Origin of the sequence: Natronorubrum amylolyticum (genome assembly GCF_052040145.1) — an archaeon.
Taxonomy (GTDB): Archaea; Halobacteriota; Halobacteria; order Halobacteriales; family Natrialbaceae; genus Natronorubrum.
On the sequence record NZ_JBPPFW010000004.1, the window covers coordinates 143,734 to 161,061 of the forward strand.

Annotated in this window: 16 protein-coding genes; 7 read left to right on the plus strand and 9 right to left on the minus strand. The window is 63.4% G+C overall.

What is annotated here, in order from left to right; all coding sequences use genetic code 11:
• Positions 1-163: 163 nt before the first annotated feature.
• Positions 164-886 carry a DUF5806 family protein gene (locus ACSFDB_RS16300; protein WP_440771980.1) on the minus strand — a complete coding sequence of 241 codons (723 nt, stop codon included), beginning with the start codon at positions 884-886 and terminating at the stop codon, positions 164-166.
• Between the two features lie 171 nt (positions 887-1,057).
• Between ACSFDB_RS16300 and ACSFDB_RS16305 the strand changes: the two genes are divergently transcribed.
• From ACSFDB_RS16305 to ACSFDB_RS16320, 4 genes are all read left to right on the plus strand, one after another.
• Complete coding sequence (locus tag ACSFDB_RS16305; RefSeq protein ID WP_440771981.1) at positions 1,058-2,194, plus strand: thiolase family protein; 1,137 nt, start codon at positions 1,058-1,060, stop codon at positions 2,192-2,194.
• A 179-nt stretch (positions 2,195-2,373) separates the two neighbouring features.
• Positions 2,374-2,658: an AbrB/MazE/SpoVT family DNA-binding domain-containing protein gene (locus ACSFDB_RS16310; protein WP_440771982.1), complete on the plus strand. Its 285-nt coding sequence runs from the start codon at positions 2,374-2,376 to the stop codon at positions 2,656-2,658.
• Positions 2,651-3,118 carry a type II toxin-antitoxin system VapC family toxin gene (locus ACSFDB_RS16315; protein WP_440771983.1) on the plus strand — a complete coding sequence of 156 codons (468 nt, stop codon included), beginning with the start codon at positions 2,651-2,653 and terminating at the stop codon, positions 3,116-3,118. The genes ACSFDB_RS16310 and ACSFDB_RS16315 overlap by 8 nt, the downstream gene beginning before the upstream one ends.
• A 131-nt stretch (positions 3,119-3,249) precedes the next feature.
• Positions 3,250-3,678: a hypothetical protein gene (locus ACSFDB_RS16320; RefSeq protein ID WP_440771984.1), complete on the plus strand. Its 429-nt coding sequence runs from the start codon at positions 3,250-3,252 to the stop codon at positions 3,676-3,678.
• A gap of 9 nt (positions 3,679-3,687) precedes the next feature.
• Here ACSFDB_RS16320 and ACSFDB_RS16325 read toward each other — a convergent pair whose 3' ends face one another.
• The 3 genes from ACSFDB_RS16325 to ACSFDB_RS16335 are packed head-to-tail and all read right to left on the minus strand — an operon-like array spanning position 3,688 to position 7,324.
• Positions 3,688-5,157, minus strand: a complete 1,470-nt coding sequence (locus ACSFDB_RS16325; RefSeq protein WP_440771985.1) for an ethanolamine ammonia-lyase reactivating factor EutA — start codon at positions 5,155-5,157, stop codon at positions 3,688-3,690.
• Positions 5,158-5,171: 14 nt separating this feature from the next.
• Complete coding sequence (gene eutC / locus ACSFDB_RS16330; RefSeq protein WP_440771986.1) at positions 5,172-5,960, minus strand: ethanolamine ammonia-lyase subunit EutC; 789 nt, start codon at positions 5,958-5,960, stop codon at positions 5,172-5,174.
• Positions 5,961-5,962: 2 nt separating this feature from the next.
• Positions 5,963-7,324: an ethanolamine ammonia-lyase subunit EutB gene (locus ACSFDB_RS16335; protein WP_440771987.1), complete on the minus strand. Its 1,362-nt coding sequence runs from the start codon at positions 7,322-7,324 to the stop codon at positions 5,963-5,965.
• 227 nt (positions 7,325-7,551) lie between these two features.
• On the opposite strand from ACSFDB_RS16335, the gene ACSFDB_RS16340 reads away from it, so the two are divergent.
• Complete coding sequence (locus ACSFDB_RS16340; RefSeq protein WP_440771988.1) at positions 7,552-8,727, plus strand: MFS transporter; 1,176 nt, start codon at positions 7,552-7,554, stop codon at positions 8,725-8,727.
• 75 nt (positions 8,728-8,802) lie between these two features.
• On the opposite strand, the gene ACSFDB_RS16345 is transcribed toward ACSFDB_RS16340, so the two are convergent.
• Entirely contained in the window at positions 8,803-10,488 is a 1,686-nt protein-coding gene (locus ACSFDB_RS16345) for an aldehyde ferredoxin oxidoreductase family protein (protein WP_440771989.1), read from the minus strand.
• A gap of 203 nt (positions 10,489-10,691) precedes the next feature.
• Between ACSFDB_RS16345 and ACSFDB_RS16350 the strand changes: the two genes are divergently transcribed.
• A complete protein-coding gene (locus ACSFDB_RS16350) occupies positions 10,692-11,261 on the plus strand; it encodes a DUF2391 family protein (RefSeq protein WP_440771990.1) in 570 nt (189 codons plus the stop codon).
• 45 nt (positions 11,262-11,306) lie between these two features.
• Here the strand turns inward: ACSFDB_RS16350 and ACSFDB_RS16355 are convergent, their stop codons facing one another.
• The 4 genes from ACSFDB_RS16355 to ACSFDB_RS16370 form a co-directional block, all read right to left on the minus strand.
• Positions 11,307-12,599 (minus strand): amidohydrolase, encoded by a 1,293-nt coding sequence (locus ACSFDB_RS16355; protein ID WP_440772252.1) that lies wholly within the window; start codon positions 12,597-12,599, stop codon positions 11,307-11,309.
• Between the two features lie 192 nt (positions 12,600-12,791).
• Entirely contained in the window at positions 12,792-14,072 is a 1,281-nt protein-coding gene (locus ACSFDB_RS16360) for an RNA-guided endonuclease InsQ/TnpB family protein (protein ID WP_440771991.1), read from the minus strand.
• Positions 14,073-14,313: 241 nt separating this feature from the next.
• Positions 14,314-14,586 (minus strand): hypothetical protein, encoded by a 273-nt coding sequence (locus ACSFDB_RS16365; RefSeq protein WP_440771992.1) that lies wholly within the window; start codon positions 14,584-14,586, stop codon positions 14,314-14,316.
• Positions 14,587-14,726: 140 nt separating this feature from the next.
• Complete coding sequence (locus tag ACSFDB_RS16370; protein WP_440771993.1) at positions 14,727-15,923, minus strand: potassium channel family protein; 1,197 nt, start codon at positions 15,921-15,923, stop codon at positions 14,727-14,729.
• A 140-nt stretch (positions 15,924-16,063) separates the two neighbouring features.
• On the opposite strand from ACSFDB_RS16370, the gene ACSFDB_RS16375 reads away from it, so the two are divergent.
• A complete protein-coding gene (locus ACSFDB_RS16375; protein WP_440771994.1) occupies positions 16,064-17,323 on the plus strand; it encodes a magnesium transporter in 1,260 nt (419 codons plus the stop codon).
• Positions 17,324-17,328 lie beyond the last annotated feature (5 nt).

A 17,328-nucleotide genomic window follows, 5' to 3' on the forward strand; every position in this document is an offset into this window, starting at 1 on the left:
TCCGTTCGGCACGTGCAGGGTGAACAAGCCGAATAATGGACATCGAGACGGTCAGTATACACGACGAGAACGGCCAGCTTACTGCCGTGGTTGACTGTTTGCACACGAACAACAGTAGACAGCCACTCCGTTATCAGCGATATCGAGGCGTGAACGGTGCCGATTACTCCTCGTCTTCCTGCTCCCGCAGCTCCTCGCTGGCCGCGCGAACTTCGCGCATGACACTCGAGATTCGTTCTTCCGCCTCGAGTTCGTCCTCGACGGAGAGGTCGACGCCCTCGACTTCCAGCAAGAACTTCGCGACCTCGGTCGACTCGTACATGACGTCGTCGAGCTCCTCGGCGGTGAAGAAGTCACACATCGCACCGTAGAGGAAGGTCGCGCCGGCGGTCCGGACCTTGTCCTCGAAGGAGGATCGGGCCTGGTTGACCGCCTGCGGCGTGTAGGTGTCGGTCATGAAGGGGACGAGTTCGGGCAGGTTCTCGCCGATCTTGGTCATCTCGACGCCGGTCTCGGTGCGGAAGTCCGAACAGAGGCGGGCGATGGCCCACTCGCGGGCGGTGATGTAGGTTCTGTCGCGCAGGAACTCGTTGACCCGGTCGTACTGCGCGCCGTCCATCTTCGTAAAGCGGGCGTACTTCTGGACATCCTCCGGGACGTCGGATTCCGCCGGTTCGGGGTCCGGGACGTTCGGCATCGGGCCGTCGCTACTCGACTCTTCGACACCGTCGTCGGTGTCGAGGGTGTCACCTTCGGCGTCGGGATCCGTTTCGCGCGTCTCGGAGCGAGACTCCGATTCGGAGGGCGATTCGGCGTCGTGATCGGCGTCGGACGCCGACTCGCGTTCGGCGTCGACTCGAGCGGCGTTCAGTCCGTCGTCGTCCATGGCCGCGTATTGCGAGCAACTCGGGATAAGCATTGTTCTCGAGCGTGTATCCCGCCGGCGAGAGACTCAAGTTTCAAATCCGCGTCGAGGAGGCTCGTCGGCATCGTAAACAGTTGATGTGTGTACAGGAGTTCTACCGGATTTAAGTTCGTGAGGGATGTTCGCTACGATATGTCACAGACACCAGTCGTGGTGAAGGCAGTACGAACTCCGCAGGGGAAAGAAGACGGCGTGTACGCCGACGTCCGCAGCGAGGACCTCTCGGTGCCGCTGATCGACGAGATCCTCGCCGAGACTGGTCTCTCCGGCGAGGAGGTCGACGACCTGATGTGGGGCTGCGCCCAGCAGCGCGGCGAACAGGACAACAACGTCGCCCGCGTCATCGCCCTCCTCTCGGAACTCGGCGAGGGCGTTCCGGCGACGACGATCAACCGCTGGTGTGCCTCCTCCATGCAGGCGGTTATCTCCGCTTCCGACGCCATCGCAGCGGGTAACCGCGACGCCGTCATCGCCGGCGGCGTCGAGAGCATGTCCCGTGTTCCGATGGGCGAGAACACGATGGAAGTCCACCCGCGACTCGCCGAGATGTACAATATCGGCGAGCTCCAGATGGGGATGACCGCCGAAAAGGTCGCCGAGGAGTACGGCGTCAGCCGCGAGGAACAGGACGAGTACGCCGCCCGCAGCCAACAGAACGCCGAGGAAGCGACCGAGGAAGGCCGCTTCGACGACGAGATCGTCCCGATCGAGACCGAGGACGGCACCGTCTCCGAAGACGAGGGTATCCGCCCGGGAACGACCGCCGAGAAGCTCGCCGAGCTGCCGACCGTCTTCAAATCCGACGGCACCGTCACGCCCGGCAACGCCTCCCAGATCTCCGACGGCGCCTCCGCGCTGCTCGTCACGAGCGAGGCGTTCGCCGAGGAGCACGACCTCGAGATCATGGCCGAAGTCGGCATGAACAACGTCGCCGGCGTCGACCCGACCGTCATGGGAATCGGCCCGGTGCCGGCGACCGAGGGGCTGCTCGAGCGCAACGGCCGCGACATCGACGAGTACGATCTGGTCGAACTCAACGAGGCGTTCGCGAGCCAGTCGGTCTACTCGCGCGACGAACTCGGCATCGATCCCGAGATCTTCAACGTCAACGGCGGCGCTATCGCCATCGGCCACCCGTTAGGTGCCTCCGGTGCGCGCCTCCCCGTCACGCTGATTCACGAACTCCAGAAGCGCGGCGGCGGCCTCGGTCTCGCGACGCTCTGTGTCGGCTTCGGGCAGGGTGCGGCGATCGAGTTCGACGTCAACTAAGACGGTTAATCTTGGTTTTTTGGTCCAGGTTTTGCGAGGCTGCGTGCGAACGAAGTGAGCAAAGCAGCCGAGACAACAGTTCGACAGGAGATGCGGAATCAGCTTCTCTCGCTAGATCGAGGGCGAGAAGAAGTAGTCTCACCGAAACCGATATACTTGGTCCCACTCTACGTGGGATTATGGTGACGGTGGATTCGAAAGGGCGAATCGTCCTCCCACAGGAGGTGCGAGAGCGTCTCGGTCTCACTCCCGGTACGGAAGTCGAGATTCGCAAAGAGGGCGATAAAGCGATCGTTGAGCCCGAAGACGACCCCGAACGGATTATCGAACGCATGGAACAACTCCTCGAGGACACACCGTCGGACCGCGGACAGTCGACACCGCTCGATAACGAGGTCGACCCGATCGCCCAGAAGCATCGAACTGCTGTTCGGCGAGGCGCGGAGACAAACAGCGATGAGTGACGCTGGTGGCCCGTATCTTTTCGACGTTGGAGTGATTGCCCTCGCACACACGGAGACACCCGTTCGCGAGAGTGCGCTCTCGTACGTCCGAGACGCTATCACTGGCGACATAGCTGCCGTCGTTCCGTATCCCGCGCTGTTCGGAGCGCATACCGTCCTGACGACGTACTACGGGCGGTCAAATGCAGACGCGTCTCGACTGTTACAGAATTTTATGGACGCGAAACGAATCCGGTGGTACGACGAGATGCCCGAAACCGTCGTTCGGGGTGGGTTTTCTCGTGCGGGTGAGGCGAACGTGGGTGGATGGGACGGCTACTATGCGCAGGTGGCGATCGACGAAGGGGTGAACACCGTATTGACTATCGACAGCGACTTCGAACGGTTCGATGCGTTTGATACCGAGATTATTCTCTCACCCGACGAGTTCAGTGAACTGAATAAATTCCTCGAGAACTGATTCATCAGCGTTCTATAGAACGAGTCCATCTTACCAGTTACTGGTAACGGCGACTCGAGTCCTCACGACGAACCGGGCCCGAACCCCCAGTTTGGCCGGGAATTTAGATAGCCAGAACCCGAAGAACGCGTATGAGTAACCTCCTGCTGGCGGCGATCATCGGAATCCCGCTCGCCTGGCACCTCGCCCTCACCGCCTTCGTCTACTACGATTCCGAGAAGGTCGGCCTCGAGCCCCCGAAGAAGTGGGCGGCGATCACCTTCTGTATCCCTATCTTTGGCTTCTTCATCTACCTCTTCGAGCGCAGCGAACTCGATTATAAGCCCGAGGAGGACCCCTACCGAGGACACAACTACAACATCCACCCCTCGAGAGCCGACGACGCGCCGCTGCGATCCCGCGGAGACGACAGACCGGACCCGGACGACGCCGACTGGGGCGGTACCGACGACTGGGAGGAACCGAACGATTGGGACGAGACGAGCGACGAAGAGTGGGGCGACACCGGGGAGGGCTGGGGAACCCAACCCGACGAAGAGGAGACGCGAGAGAATCGATAACAGCAGGGACTACTCCCCGAACGCCAGCGTCTTCACCACGACGGGGACACTCTCGCCGCCCGACATTGGCTCGCCGACGTCGAGGTAGTCGCCGTCGCCGACGACGAGTTCGTCGAGAACGAGGAGGGATCGTTCCGTTCGCCTGCGGAGTACCTGCCCGAGCACCTTCGCGCAGTTCTGTCGCGTGACCACGACTACCGGGAGCGACGGCGAAAGCGCCTCGAGCGCGGGCACGAGCGCGCCGCCGACCGCTCGCAGTCGGTCGTACGTGAGCGGCCCGACGTCGTCGATCAAGAGCGCGACCGCGTCCACCTCGTCGGGATCGTGGCGCTCGAGGAGCCGTGAAACGCCCGCCTCGAAGCGCCGCTCGAGCGCCGCACCCGAACACTCCGAAACCCCCGGAACCGCCACAACCGGCACGTTTCGCAGGGGTAACGTCGAGGGCTCGAGCGAGACGGTCCGGCCGCTGAGCGTCGTCGTCTCGGTCCCGGCGCCGACGACGGTTGCCCGAATGTCCTCCGCGGGCTCGAGTACCGGCCACGATCGAACGACCGCGTGGTCTGCAAGTGCAGCGGCCAGCGAACCGCCGAGATCGCCGTAGGCAAACGGGTCGTCCGGCGGCGAGGCGACGAGCCGACCGACGCCGCCGCTGAAGACGACGCCGTCGAACTCGAGCGACTCGTCGGGAAGGGGACCGATCGCGAGGGTGCGAGTAAGGTCGTCGAACGGCGGTCCCGCGCACAGATCGACGACCCGATCCGCCATCGCGGCCGCGAGGTCCTCCAGCGCGTCCGCAGGCGGTGACTCACCCGTCGCAATCGGCAACTCGAACGCCTCGACGAGCGTCTGAGCGGGCGGCGAGGCGGAGACGACGCGTCGCCGATCGTCGAACGTAACGAGTCGACCGCCGACGTCGAGACAGCGGGTCTCCCTGACCGCGACGCCGTCGCTTTCGGCGCCGGTCCCGTCCCCCGCGGCGTCGCTCCCGTCGAAGATCGCGACGTTCGTCGTCCCGCCGCCGACGTCGACGTTGGCGACGAGTCCGCCGGTCTCCGCAGCGCGAGCCGCCGCACCGGAGCCCCGACCCGCGAGGACGGCCTCGAGCGACGCGCCGGCCACCGCGGCGACGAACTGGCCGCTGTCGGCGGCCAGTCGGTGGACGAGCGGTTCGGCGTTCGCCCGGCGGGCGGTCTCGCCGGTGACGATGACCGCGCCGGTGTCGATCTCGGCGGCCGTCACGCCCGCGGCCTCGAGCTCGCGGTCGATGAACGCGGCGACGCGATCGACGTCGATGGTCTCCGAATCGAGCAGCGGGGTTTCTCGAACCGTCCCCCGGTGAACGACCTCGCGATCCGTAATTTTGGGAGTGGAAGCGCCGCCCGGCGGGGTCTCGACGCGCAGGCGGCTGACGATCGCGTGCGTCGTGGTCGTTCCCACGTCGATGCCGATGCTGGTGAGCGTTCGCCTGGCGTCAGCCACGGCGACCGCCCCCGCTACGTCGTGAACTCACGGTCGTCGTCGCGGAGGTCGATCCCGCTGGCCTCCCGCTCGAGCATCTCGGCTACCAGGTCGACGAGTTCGGCGCCGGCCTCGACCGGCGGCAGGCCGCCGTCGTGGATGTTCGAAATGACCGACTTCTTCGCCGTCGGCAGTCCGCGCTCCGGACCGTAAACGAGGTACGCGCTCAGGCTTTCGGCGGTTCTGAGACCGGGGCGTTCCCCGACGAGATTGAGACAGCAGTCGGCCTCGAGTTCCTCGCCGATGGCGTCCATCACGTCGACGCGGCCGTACTCGACGAAGACCGGCGTCCCGACGTCGATACCGCGGTCGGCGAGGCCGTCCCGCAGGACCGCCAACAGCTCCGGGACGTTCGCCTCGACGGCCGTCGAGGAGAGCCCGTCGCTGACGATGAGCTGGACGTCGGGCGCGTGCTCGCACTCGGTTCGCAGCGTCTCGAGGCTCTCGTCGGCGAGTTCCCGGCCGAGATCCGGACGGGCCAGATACTGGTTCGTGTCCGCGACCCGCGTTCGGAGCGTTACCAACTCGAGGTCGTCGACGAGCCCCTCGTCGACCCGCGAGTGAACGGCGTCGCGTGCGAGGCCGTGATCCGCGCGGAACTCGAGGAGCGACGCCGTCGTCGGTCGCGGCCCGGCGCGGCCGACGCCCAGTCGCGTGGGGGTTCGGTCGACGATGCGCTGGAGCGTCTCGTCGCGTCGGTCGTCTACCTGCTCGGATTCGCCGGTCGAGTCGGCGTCGTGGGTGCGATTGGAGTCGGATGCCATGATTACGTGAAGATCGTCGGATCGCCCGCGCGGTCGGTCAGTCGCCCGTTCGCCCAGAGCCCCATCTCGGCGAGCCAGTCCCGGAACGGCGCCGTCGGCTCGAGGTCGAAAATCTCCCAGAGCGCGGCGGCGTCGTGGTAGCTGTTCGACTGGTAGTTGAGCATCACGTCGTCGCCCATCGGTACCGTGATGAAGTAGTTCGTCCCCGCCGCCGCGAGCAGGACGGCGAGGTTCTCGATGTCGTTCTGGTCGGCCTGGATGTGGTTCGTGTAGCAGGCGTCGATCCCCATCGAGATGCCGTGCAGTTGGCCCATGAACACGTCCTCCAATCCCGCGCGGATGACCTGCTGGCCGTCGTAGAGGTACTCGGGACCGATGAAGCCGACCACGGTGTTGACGAGGAACGGGTCGTAGCGCTTCGCGAGTCCGTAACAGCGAGCCTCGAGGGTCAGCTGATCGACGTCGTGGTGGGCGTCGCCCGAGAGCTCCGCCCCCTGTCCCGTCTCGAAGTACATCACGTTCGGTCCCGAGGACGTACAACGGCGCTGGGCGAGGTCGTGGGCTTCGTCGAGCAGTTCGACATCGACACCGAATTCGTCGTTGCCAGTCTCCGTTCCGGCGAGACTCTGGAAAACGAGGTCGGCCGGAGCACCCTCCCGAATCGCGTCTATCTGCGTGGTGAGGTGGGAGAGACAGCAGTTCTGCGTCGGGACGTCCCATTCCTCGATGAACTCGTGGGTCGCCTCGAGGATCCGCGTCGTCGTCTCGACGGTGTCCGTGACCGGGTTGATGCCGATCACGGCGTCGCCGGCGCCGTAGGCCAGCCCCTCGCGAGTCGCGTCGATGATATTGTCGATATCGTCCGCGGGGTCGTTGGGCTGGAGTCGAAAGGAGAGGGTTCCGGCCTCGCCGACGGTCGTGTTGCAGCGAGCTGTCACCTCCATCTTCGAGGTGACGAGCACGAGGTCCATGTTCGACATGAGCTTCGTCACCGCCGCGATCATCTCGCTGGTGAGTCCGGGTCGGATCGCCGCGATCTCACGGTCGCCCGTCTCGCTGGCGACGAGGAACTCCCGGAGGTCGGCGACAGTCCACTCCTGTATTTCCTCGTAGATCGGCTCGCGGACGGCCTCCTGGATAACTCGCGTTACTTCGTCCTCGTCGGCCGGCACGACCGGGTTCTCACGGAGCGTCTCGAGACGCATCCCGGCCAGCGCCCGTTTGGCGGCGACCCGTTCGGCGTCCGACTCGGCCGCGATTTCGGCCAGTTCGTCCCCCGTCTTCGGCTCGTTGGCTTTCGCCAGCACTTCGACGATGGAGTCGAACCGGTCCCCGGCGGACGAATGTGTGGTTTGAATAGACATGACACAGATAGCGACACCTACACCGCGAACCGGCTTCACAGTTTGGCCCCGGTCCGGTGGTCCAGCGGTACGACTCGAGCCGGCGATGCGGGCGGCGAGGACACCCGTTCGTCGACGTTCCGGCCGCCCACTGATCGGGACGACGACCCGATCGCGCGTCGGCAAGATGGTCGAGGCGCGCCGGTCGAGATAACCAGCGTCATTATTCGCGGGACGGCAGAGAAAATATGGACCGGGCCCGCATCTGGACGGCAGCGATATTTCTGTTCGTCTTCGGCGACGCGATGGCGATGCAGGCTCGCGGACCGCTCCTCGCGAGCCTCGAGTCGAGTTTCGGCGTCTCGGAGGCCGCACTCGGGCTGGTCGCACCCGCCGGAACGGTCGGCTTCGTCGTCGCCGTCGTCGCGACCGGCGTCCTCGCCGGCCGACTCCGGATGCGGTGGACCCTACTGCTCGGCGTGACCGGCGTCTGCGTCGCACTCGTTCTGATGGCCGGTGCGCCGCTATACGCGCTCTTCCTTGTCGCGCTACTCGCACAGGGGGCGGCGGCCGGGGTGTTTCGCGGACTCGATCGGGTCGTGTTGAGCCACCTGCACACCGCCCGACGTGGGCGAATTTTCACCGCCTACGCGCTCGTCTGGGCGATCGGTGCGGTCCTCGGCCCGCAACTCGTCAGCGCGGTGCTCGCCGTCGCCGACTGGCGGGTCGTCTTCCTCGTCATCGCCTGCTGTTTCGTGCCGGTCGTCGCCGTCGCAGGCCGCGTCGACCTCCCCGCGATGGACGCCGAACGATCGATCTCTCGAGACGCGCTCTGCACCCTGCTTCGGCGACCCGCCGTCGTCGGTGCCTGTATCGGAATGTTCCTCGTCGGAAGCGTCGAGGGGATCGTGTTCACCTGGCTCGCCTACTACGCGAGCGGCTTCTACGGGACGGGGACGGCCAACCTGCTGCTGTCGGCGTACCTGCTGGCGTACGTTCCCGCACGGGCCGGCTACACGGTCGCCGTCGAGCGCGTTCCCTATCTGGCGTTGCTGTTCGCGGCGACGCTGCCCGCGATCCCGGCGCTCGCGCTCGCGTTTTCCGGGATCACCGGCCCGCTGCTATTTCTCGCCGTCTTCGTCGCCGGTGCGGGACTCTCCAGTGGATTCCCGACGTTGTCGGCGTACGCCGTCGAGGCCGCACCGGAGTACAGCGGGCCGCTCACCGCACTGACCGCCGGCGCGACGTACGCCGGAATCGCGATCGCCCCCGCCGTCGTGGGCGTCTTCGCGGAGTGGTACGGAATCGGCCGGGGACTGTGGGTCGCCGTCGGGCTGGCGGCTGCGCTCTCGGTGACGATCGGCGCAACGTGGGCCTGGACCGGCACGGCGCACGCACCGACCGCTGGCCCAGCCGCGGAGTGATCGAGCCGAACGCGCGAGTCGAAAAAACGAACGACGACCGCGTCGGCGTCGAGACCGACGCCGAGATTGTGACGCTCAGTCGTCGGCCGGCGCGGTTGCGTCGCCGCCGAACTGACCGTCCGGAACAGTGCCGTCGTCGTTCCAGCCGCGTTCCGCGTAGTACTCCTCGAGGCCCTGATCGAAGTCGGGGATCTCGTAGGGCAGCGCATCGTCGCCGCGGTCGAAGCCGCGCTGGTTGTTGAAGTGGCGCTCGAGGCTGACGACCTCGCCGCCGAGTTCGAGCAGGTCCTCGTAGTCGGCGTCGAGCAGCGTCTCGAGGCGCTCGGGCGTCACGAAGTCCCGCGAGAACTTACAGAGGACGCCGCTGTCTTTGATCACGTTGACGTTCTCGAGTTCGATCACCTTCGGCGGCTTGCCGTCGAGCCCGTCCTTGTCGAAGGCGTCGTCGGCGTCGACGAGCGGGTACTCGTAGGGGTAGAACTCGGCGTACATGTGGTCGGCGCCGCGGTTCGAGGTGGCGAAGGCGAGCCCCTGCCCGTTCAGCGTACGGCCGTCGTGGGCGGGGAACTCCATCCCCTTGACGGTCCAGTTCTCGACGCCGAGTTCGTCGTGGAACTCGTCGATTCCCTCGGCGAGCGTGTCGCCGATTCCCTCTCGGTAGGCGATTTTCTCGACCGTCTCGTGGATGAGGTCGGCGTTGCCGAACTCGTCTTCGCTTGCGAGGTAGGCCGCAACGGCGTCGCCGGCCGAAATCGTGTCCAGCCCGAGTTCGTCACAGAGCTTATTCGACTTCATCACGTCGACGACGTCGTCGATCCCCGAGTTCGAACCGAAGGCCATGACGGTCTCGTACTCCGGTCCTTCGGTGACGACGCCCGACTCCTCGTCTTTCGTGGGGAGTTTGCAGGCGAACGCGCAGGCCGAACAGGTCCCCTTCTTGTACTTCTTTTCGGCGACCGCGTCGCCGCCGATCCCGGCGGCGCCCTCGAACGAGAGCTCCGAGAAGTAGCGGGTCGGCAGCGCCTCGACCATGTTCGCGTACTCGGTGACGGAGGTCGTCCCCGACTCCTTCATCGGGTGCTCGGCCTGGGCGGCCTCGCCGTGAATCTCCATCTGGACCGGCGGGATCTCGATCTCGTGAGTCGAGTCGCCGTCGAAGGTGATCGCCTTGACGTTCTTCGCGCCGAGGACGGCACCCAGTCCACCGCGGCCGAACGCGCGCTCCTTCGAGGTCATGATCGAGGCGAAGCGGACCTGGTTCTCTCCGCCGGGCCCGATGACGACCGTGTGTTCGTTCTCGAGGCCGTGTTCCTCCTCGATGTAGTCGCAGGTCTCGGGGACGGTGGCCTCCTCGAGATCCGGCACCTCCTCGAACTCGACGCCCTCGTCGGTGACGTGGACGATAACGAGGTCGTCGCTCGCGCCGGTGATCTCGACGGCGCTGTAACCCGTCCCGGTGAAGTTCCGCGAGAGGAACCCGCCCGCGTTCGAGGAGAGCAGGCCGTCGGTGAGCGGCGAGACGCTCGTCGCCGACATTCGGCCGGTGAAGCTCATCGTCGAGTGCTGGAGCGGCCCCGTCGCGAAGTAGAGGCGGTTGTCGGCCCCCAGCGGGTCGACGTCGAACGGAACGCGGTCGTGTGCCAGTTTCGTGCTGAGCGCACGCCCGCCGAGGAACTCCTCGAGGACGTCGTCGATGTCCTCGGTCTCGCTCGTTCGTGCTCCAACATCGACCGTACACAGCGGCCCCTGTACGTGTTTCATATACAGGATCATGCCCTCCCTGACTGCAAAATGGTACCGGTTCCTGTTACCCGGGCGCAAGGTCACGATCGGTGATCGACAGGGGTCCACCTCGCCCGATATCGGTTCGATGGGGGGACCGTCTCGCCCGAAACCGGTTACCCATCCGTCACGCGGACGCACAGTCCGACGAACTTTAGCCGTCCTGGTGTGAGCACTCGACAATGTCACGATCGGAGGGTCAACCCGACGACCCAACGCTGGACGATCTCTACGAACAACTCGAGACCTTAGCGGAGACGGTCGACGACCCCGACGAGCGAACGGAAGTCCGGCGAACGATGCGGCTGGCCGACCGACTCTCACACAATGGGATGGTCAACCGGGTGATCACGCAGTTCACCGGGAAAGACAAGGCAGAGGCGTTCGTCGGCAGCGTCATCATCGGACTCCCGATGCTCGTCGAGGACGGCGTCATCGACATCGGCGAGTTCCTCGCGACGACCCCGGCGTTTTTCGCCGTCAACATCGCACTCGCGGTCTCGCTGGTCGTCGGCATCCTCTACGTCGCCGACTTCCGCGAGGTGCAGATCCACAACCCCTACTTCGGCTTCGTGCCGCGCCGACCGGTGTGGGTTCTGGGCATCGCGTTCGTGACGGCAACGGCGATGATGACGCTGTGGGGCCGAGTCACCTGGGACGAACCGTGGGTCAACCTCTGTCAGGTGTCCGTGGTCTTCACCGCGATGGCGATCGGCGGCTCGCTGGGCGACATCATTCCCGGCGAGGACTGATCGATTCCGTCACGAGCAACGTTCACTACACGTGTGTACTGAACATCAGTTTGAAACGCGAGAGACTAATGAATCTGCAGTCTGTTGTGCTTGCTCTACAATCGATTCCTCTTCGAGAGTTAGTACTTCACGGTCACGCATAAGGATTCGTCCATTACAGATTGTATGCCTCACATCGCCCCCAACTGCTGCGTAAGCTAGATGGCTTACTAAATCGTGCCGAGGCGTCAAGTGTGGCTTCTCAAGATCAATGACGGCTAAATCAGCTGGTTCTCCCTCTTCAATCATTCCTGAATGAAAGCCAAGTGCTGAAGCACTCCCTTGAGTCATCATTTGAACTACCATCTCTGCCGGAACGGCGCTCGCGTCATTAGCAGCAATTTTACCGAGCATTGCAGCATCACGACCCTCATCTAATAACGATAGGTCATTGTTTGCAGCTGCACCATCTGTTCCAAGACCGACCGTCACTCCTGCATCCATCATACGCTGGATCGGAGCCATACCGCTGGCCAACTTCATATTAGAAGCCGGACAATGGATCACACTTGTTCCTGCCTCAGCTAAGAGGGTGATCTCCTGCTCATCAACATGTACTCCATGGGCGACAAAATCTTGTGGTTCCAACATCCCGTGATCTGCGGCATAATCAAGTGGGCGAATACCATGCTCATTTACTATCGGTGTGACTTCGTTCAGAGTCTCATTAGCATGATAGTGAATTGGAATACCTGCTTCACGGACCCGAGGGACGAACTCCTCAAGGTATTCACTTCCCACAGTGACCAACGAATGTGGCATAAACGCAGTTGAGATTCGCCCTTCTGCCGCACCATCATACTGTTGTGCGAACTCAAGGCTTTTTTCGACATCTGCTAATGCATTATTATCGTCCTTCCCAGTCGTTACAATTCCGTGTCCCAATAGGGCTCGCACTCCAGCTTGATCAACCGCATTAACAATTTCGGGCACATGAAAGTACATGTCCGCAAAACCAGTTGTTCCAGACTTGATCATTTCTAACAAGCCGAGTTTTGCTCCGGTATGAACATCGTCTGCGGTCATTGTGCTTTCAGCTGGCCAAATATCCTCTTCAAGCCAGCGGTCCAGTGGCTTATCATCTGCATACCCTCGAAGCAATACCATTGGAACATGAGAATGGCCGTTAACAAAACCAGGAGTCACTAGCGAGTTGGAGGCCTGGAGAGTGTTCTCTGCTGTAAGACCAGAGCCAATCTTGTCAATTAAACCGCTATCTTGATCAATTAGTACATCTGCTTGAGAGACTGTCATATCGGGGCGAAGAACTTGCCCCCCTGCAATTAGAAGTGATGTCATTAGATAGAATGTATATTCGAGGCACATCACAATGTTGCTTTTCGTGTGTTCAAAGAAGCCCCTGTACTTACCGTTCACCGGTTGACATCCTCCCCGCCCTGAAGGGGCATGACGAGACGCAAAGCGTCTCGTTGCACCCGAAAACGCGAAGCGTTTTCGAGGACGAGGATTCCCGCGTTGGGATATTGTGGTTTACGACGTGACCTGATCTTGAGGCGCGAATGCACCAGTTTCCTTGTCAAACAGGAACGTCGACGGCTGTGCCAACCAGCCGTTACTCCTATCACCGCCATCCGTGGCGGGACTCGGAGATACTTTCTGTCGAATGTTCTCCGCACCATTCACGTCCGCGTTCGCTACCGTCCCGCATTTATCGCAGACGTACAACCCGCGTTCAACACGGTTCGCGTCACGCCTGCGACCACAGCAGGAACACGACTTCGACGTGTTCTCCTCGGACACTTCTTCGACCGTGATGCCTTCCATCTCAGCCTTGTATTCGAGCAGGTCGGTGAACCGGTCGAACGCCCACGAGTGCAAGTCGAGGTTGCCGTGTGTCCCCCAGTTCTTCGCCTCACCGTTCTCCTCATCCTCGCGGATGCCGGAGAGGTCGCCGATCACGATTGTCCCGACTTCCTCCTCAACACATCTCTGGACGATGTGTTTCGAGAGGGTGTGGAAGTAGTGGGTGCGCCGCCGAGACTTCTTCTGGTTCAACCGGGTGGCCTGCTCGGAGTTCGAGTCGCCACACCGTGCGATCCGCTTGCTGAAGTAGTAGTCGTCTTGCTTCAGGCAGTTGAGCGGATACAGCTCGGCGTGGCCGTCTTCGTAGGCGAGTGCGGCGAAGTTGTTGATACCGAGATCAACACCCACAGTGTTCTCACCGGGTGCTTCGGACACTTCGATTTTGACTTTGCACACAAAGTGCAGTTCCCACTCATCCCCTGTCCAAACGACCCTGACTTGTTGAACCCCCTCTACGGTTGAGAGGTCAACGTCGGGGGGAGTCTGGTATTCACAGAGGATGAAGTCCGACCAGTAGTCCTTGAGGTTCGACCCTTTGGAGAGTCGAACGCGGTTGTACTGGGTATCGAGTTTGAAGCCAGCGGCTTTGAATGTGACCGTGGAACGTGGGTGGTCGTCGCCGTGTTTGCGGTAGCCGGGCGGGTTCGCGTCCGTGTCTCCGGTGCGCCGTTTGCCGTACCAGCCGTTGAACCCCTCAGCGAGTTCTTGAAGGACTCGCTGACTTGACTGAGAATGCAGGTCATCGTAGCGTTCGTGGTTTTTGAGGTACGCGGTGAGTTCTGCGTGACTGGGAATGTGGCCGATTTCATCCCAGACGCGACTGCACGTCCACCGTCCGACGTTCCAGAGCTTCGAGGCGGCGAACCCGAGCGAATCAAGGTCGTCTTGCACCCGTGACTGGTTCCGAATGGAAGCAGTATAGGTGCGGGTAACGACCTGTTTCGCCATACATAACCTATGTAGACAAACCTACTTATAACTGGGCATTCGGGCAGCGTGGAATATCCAGCCGTGCCGTCGCTGGTGGTTCGTGTCGTCAATTGTCGGATTCATCCCCGCCCTAAAGGGCGGGGCTTTCTCCTTGATTCTCCGTAATTGCAGGGAAGGTATGCGGCCAGTTCTATGACACCCTCACGTCCACCCGAGGATCGTACGAGAAACGAGCGAGCACGCGAATCGCTCGAGAACCCTACTCCGTCGACTGCAGTTTCGGAAGCTCGTGGTCCGGAACGTGCAGCTCGTCGTCCAGCACGACCTCGAGCCGCCCGTCGTCGATCAAGCGATCGATCTGCTCGTGGGTGAACCGGCCGTCGCACTCCGCGCCGACGAACGTCACGAAGCGCTCGGTGCGCTCGATGACGGTTGCGAGCGAGTCGCCGGTTCGGTAGGAGTAGTGGACGGTCGTACCGGGGAAGAGGGCCGCAGCGGTCGTTTGGAGGGGGAACGGACGGGGAAAGTCCATACGCGAGCACGTTCGGAGGCGATTATATCCTTTGTGGAGCACGCCCCAGACTGCGCGGCGAGGGGGATCGGACGGCAGCGAGAACAGATTCACGCGAGAGAAAGCCCAGAAACGGACGGTAGCGTGACGATCGACGACGATCACTCGAGTCCGTCTCCGTTACCGGCGAGTTTGCGCAGGTGATCGACGCCGACGGGCGGGCCGCGAACGAGCAGCGAGTCGCCGGCTGCACAGACCAGCTCCCCGGTCGGATCGAACGTCCACGCGTTGTCGTCACCCCGACGGATCGCGAGGACGACGACGCCCGCGCCCTCCTCGAACTCGAGGTCGGCGATCGTCGTCCCGTCCAGATCGCTTTCGGCGACGACGGTCACGGCCGCGATGACCTCCTCGCTGTCCTCGAGCGCCGCGCCGAACACGGGCGGCAGTTCGACGTCCCGCAGGACGACCTCGGCGATGTCGACGGCGGCGTCACAGATCGCCTCCGAGGCGGCAGCGAGGTGGAGCAGCCCGCGGAGTTCGTCGGCGTTCCAGTCGCCGCCGGTCTCGATGACCCACGTCTCGAGGTCGGCCTTCCGCGCGTCGGACTGCTCCTCGAGCGAGATGACCTCCCGCGCGAGTTCGTCGCTGTCGAATCGGGCTGCACCGTAGGCCAGCCCGACCGCAAGTTCGGCCATGTCCTTGAGTTCGACGACCGCGTCGGCCGCACGCTCGAGGTCGTCGGTCGTCTCCGGCGGCTCGGTCGGGGCCGGAAACGCCTCGCCGGTCGCCCGTCGATAGACCGACTCGATCCCGTCACGGGGACCGCGACCGACGATGACGTCGTCCGCCTGCAGCCGGTCGTCGCCCTCGGGCGAGAACGACCACTCGCCGTCGCGTCGGATCGCGATGAGTCGGACGCCCTCCTCGAGGTCGAGCTCGAGTTCGCGGAGGCGACTGCCGGCGAACGCCGACTCCTCGCCGACGGTCGCCCGAACGAGTCGTTCGTCGGCGTCCGGGAAGGCGTGTTCGAACGCGGCCGGAACGCCGTCCTCCTCGAGGACGATCCGGGCGACGTCACCGGCGGCCTCGGTGATCCGGACGGCGCTCGAGGCCACTTGGAAGAGCCCGACGAGGCGCTCGGCCTCCTCGGCGCGTTTCGCGGCGAGCATCAGGGCGATCCGGCTGTGGTACTGCAGGTAGTTCACCCGGGCCTCGAGTTCGACGACTTCGTCGGCGAGGTCGGCGTCGTCGTAGCGCACGGCGGAGTAGGCGAGATCGACCGCGAGCTCCGAGGAGTCTTTGAGTTCGACGAGCGTTTCCCGGACGTTCCGGGGCTCGTAGGAGATTTCGCGCATGACTCTTGATCTGGGGGGCTGACTAATCAGGATTGGGACACGGACTCGATGAACCGGCCGGGAGCCGAAAGCCGACGCGCGGGGACGAAATCCAGTACCGGCTCCGGTATCGTTTAGTACCCGCTCTATAGTCCCAGCGTATGAGCAGTCAGCTACGGGACGTACAGGAAACGATCGCGATGTCTCCGGATCCGTCGGATCCGTTTATATCGTTACCACGGGACGAGTGGCGCGACGTGTTCTTCGCGCTGCCGGAGAGCGTGCGGGAACCGCTCGTTGCGGAGCTGACCCGTTCGGAGCTGGAGAGCTTCGTCGATCGGCTCGATCCGGACGAGGTGACCGACGTCCTCGGATACGCCGACGAGGAGACCCGCGAGGCCGTCCTCGCGACGCTCGATAGCGGGCGCCGCGAGAAGATCGACTTTCTGCTGTCGTTCAACCCCGAGAGCGCGGCCGGGCTGATGAGCCTCGATTACGTCACCGTCGACAAAACCCGAGATTTCCCCGCAGTGGTCGAGCGCGTTCGACGCTTCGAGGATCGAACGGGACAGGTGCCGACGATTTTCGTCACCGACGAAGACGAACTCCTGGGTGAACTCCCGGGGGCGGCGCTCTCGGTGGCCGACCGAGAGACGGAGACGATCGCAGACTACGTCCAGGAGACGCCACACATCCGGTACGACCGAGACGACGAAGACGTCCTCGAGGTGTTCCGACAGAACCGCGAGCGGAACGTCGCAGTGCTCGACGAGGACGAGGATATTCTCGGCGTCATCCACGCCGCCGACCTGCTGATGATGATCGAGGAGGCCGCCGGCGAAACCCTCTACGAGTTCACCGGCGTCGCCGAGGAGGAGAGCGTCCTCGACGGGCCGGCGGAAAAGGTTCGGCGGCGATACAAATGGCTGATCCTCAACCTCGGAACGGCGTTTATGGCCGCCGCGGTCGTCGGGCTGTTCGAGTCGACGATCGCCGCCGTGGCGATCCTGGCCGCCTACATGCCGGTCGTCGCCGGAATGGGAGGCAACGCCGGAACGCAGGCGATGGCAGTCACCGTCCGGGGGATCTCTCTGGACCAGGTGTCGCTCAAGACCGGCAAGCGCGTCGTCGCCAACGAAGTCATCGCCGGCGCCGCGAACGGACTCATTACGGGTGCGCTCGTCGCCGTCATCGCGATCGCGTTCTCCTTCGGCGAGTTCGGCGTCCTGCTCGGCGCCGTTATCGGTATCTCGATGGTTGCAAACCTGGTGATCGCGGGCTTCTTCGGGGCGATTACCCCGCTGTTGCTCGATCGGCTCGGCTACGATCCAGCCACCTCCGCGACGATTTTCATCACCACCGCGACCGACGTGCTGGGCTTTTTCGTCTTCCTCGGACTGGCCCAGGCAGTGCTCCTGTAACCGCT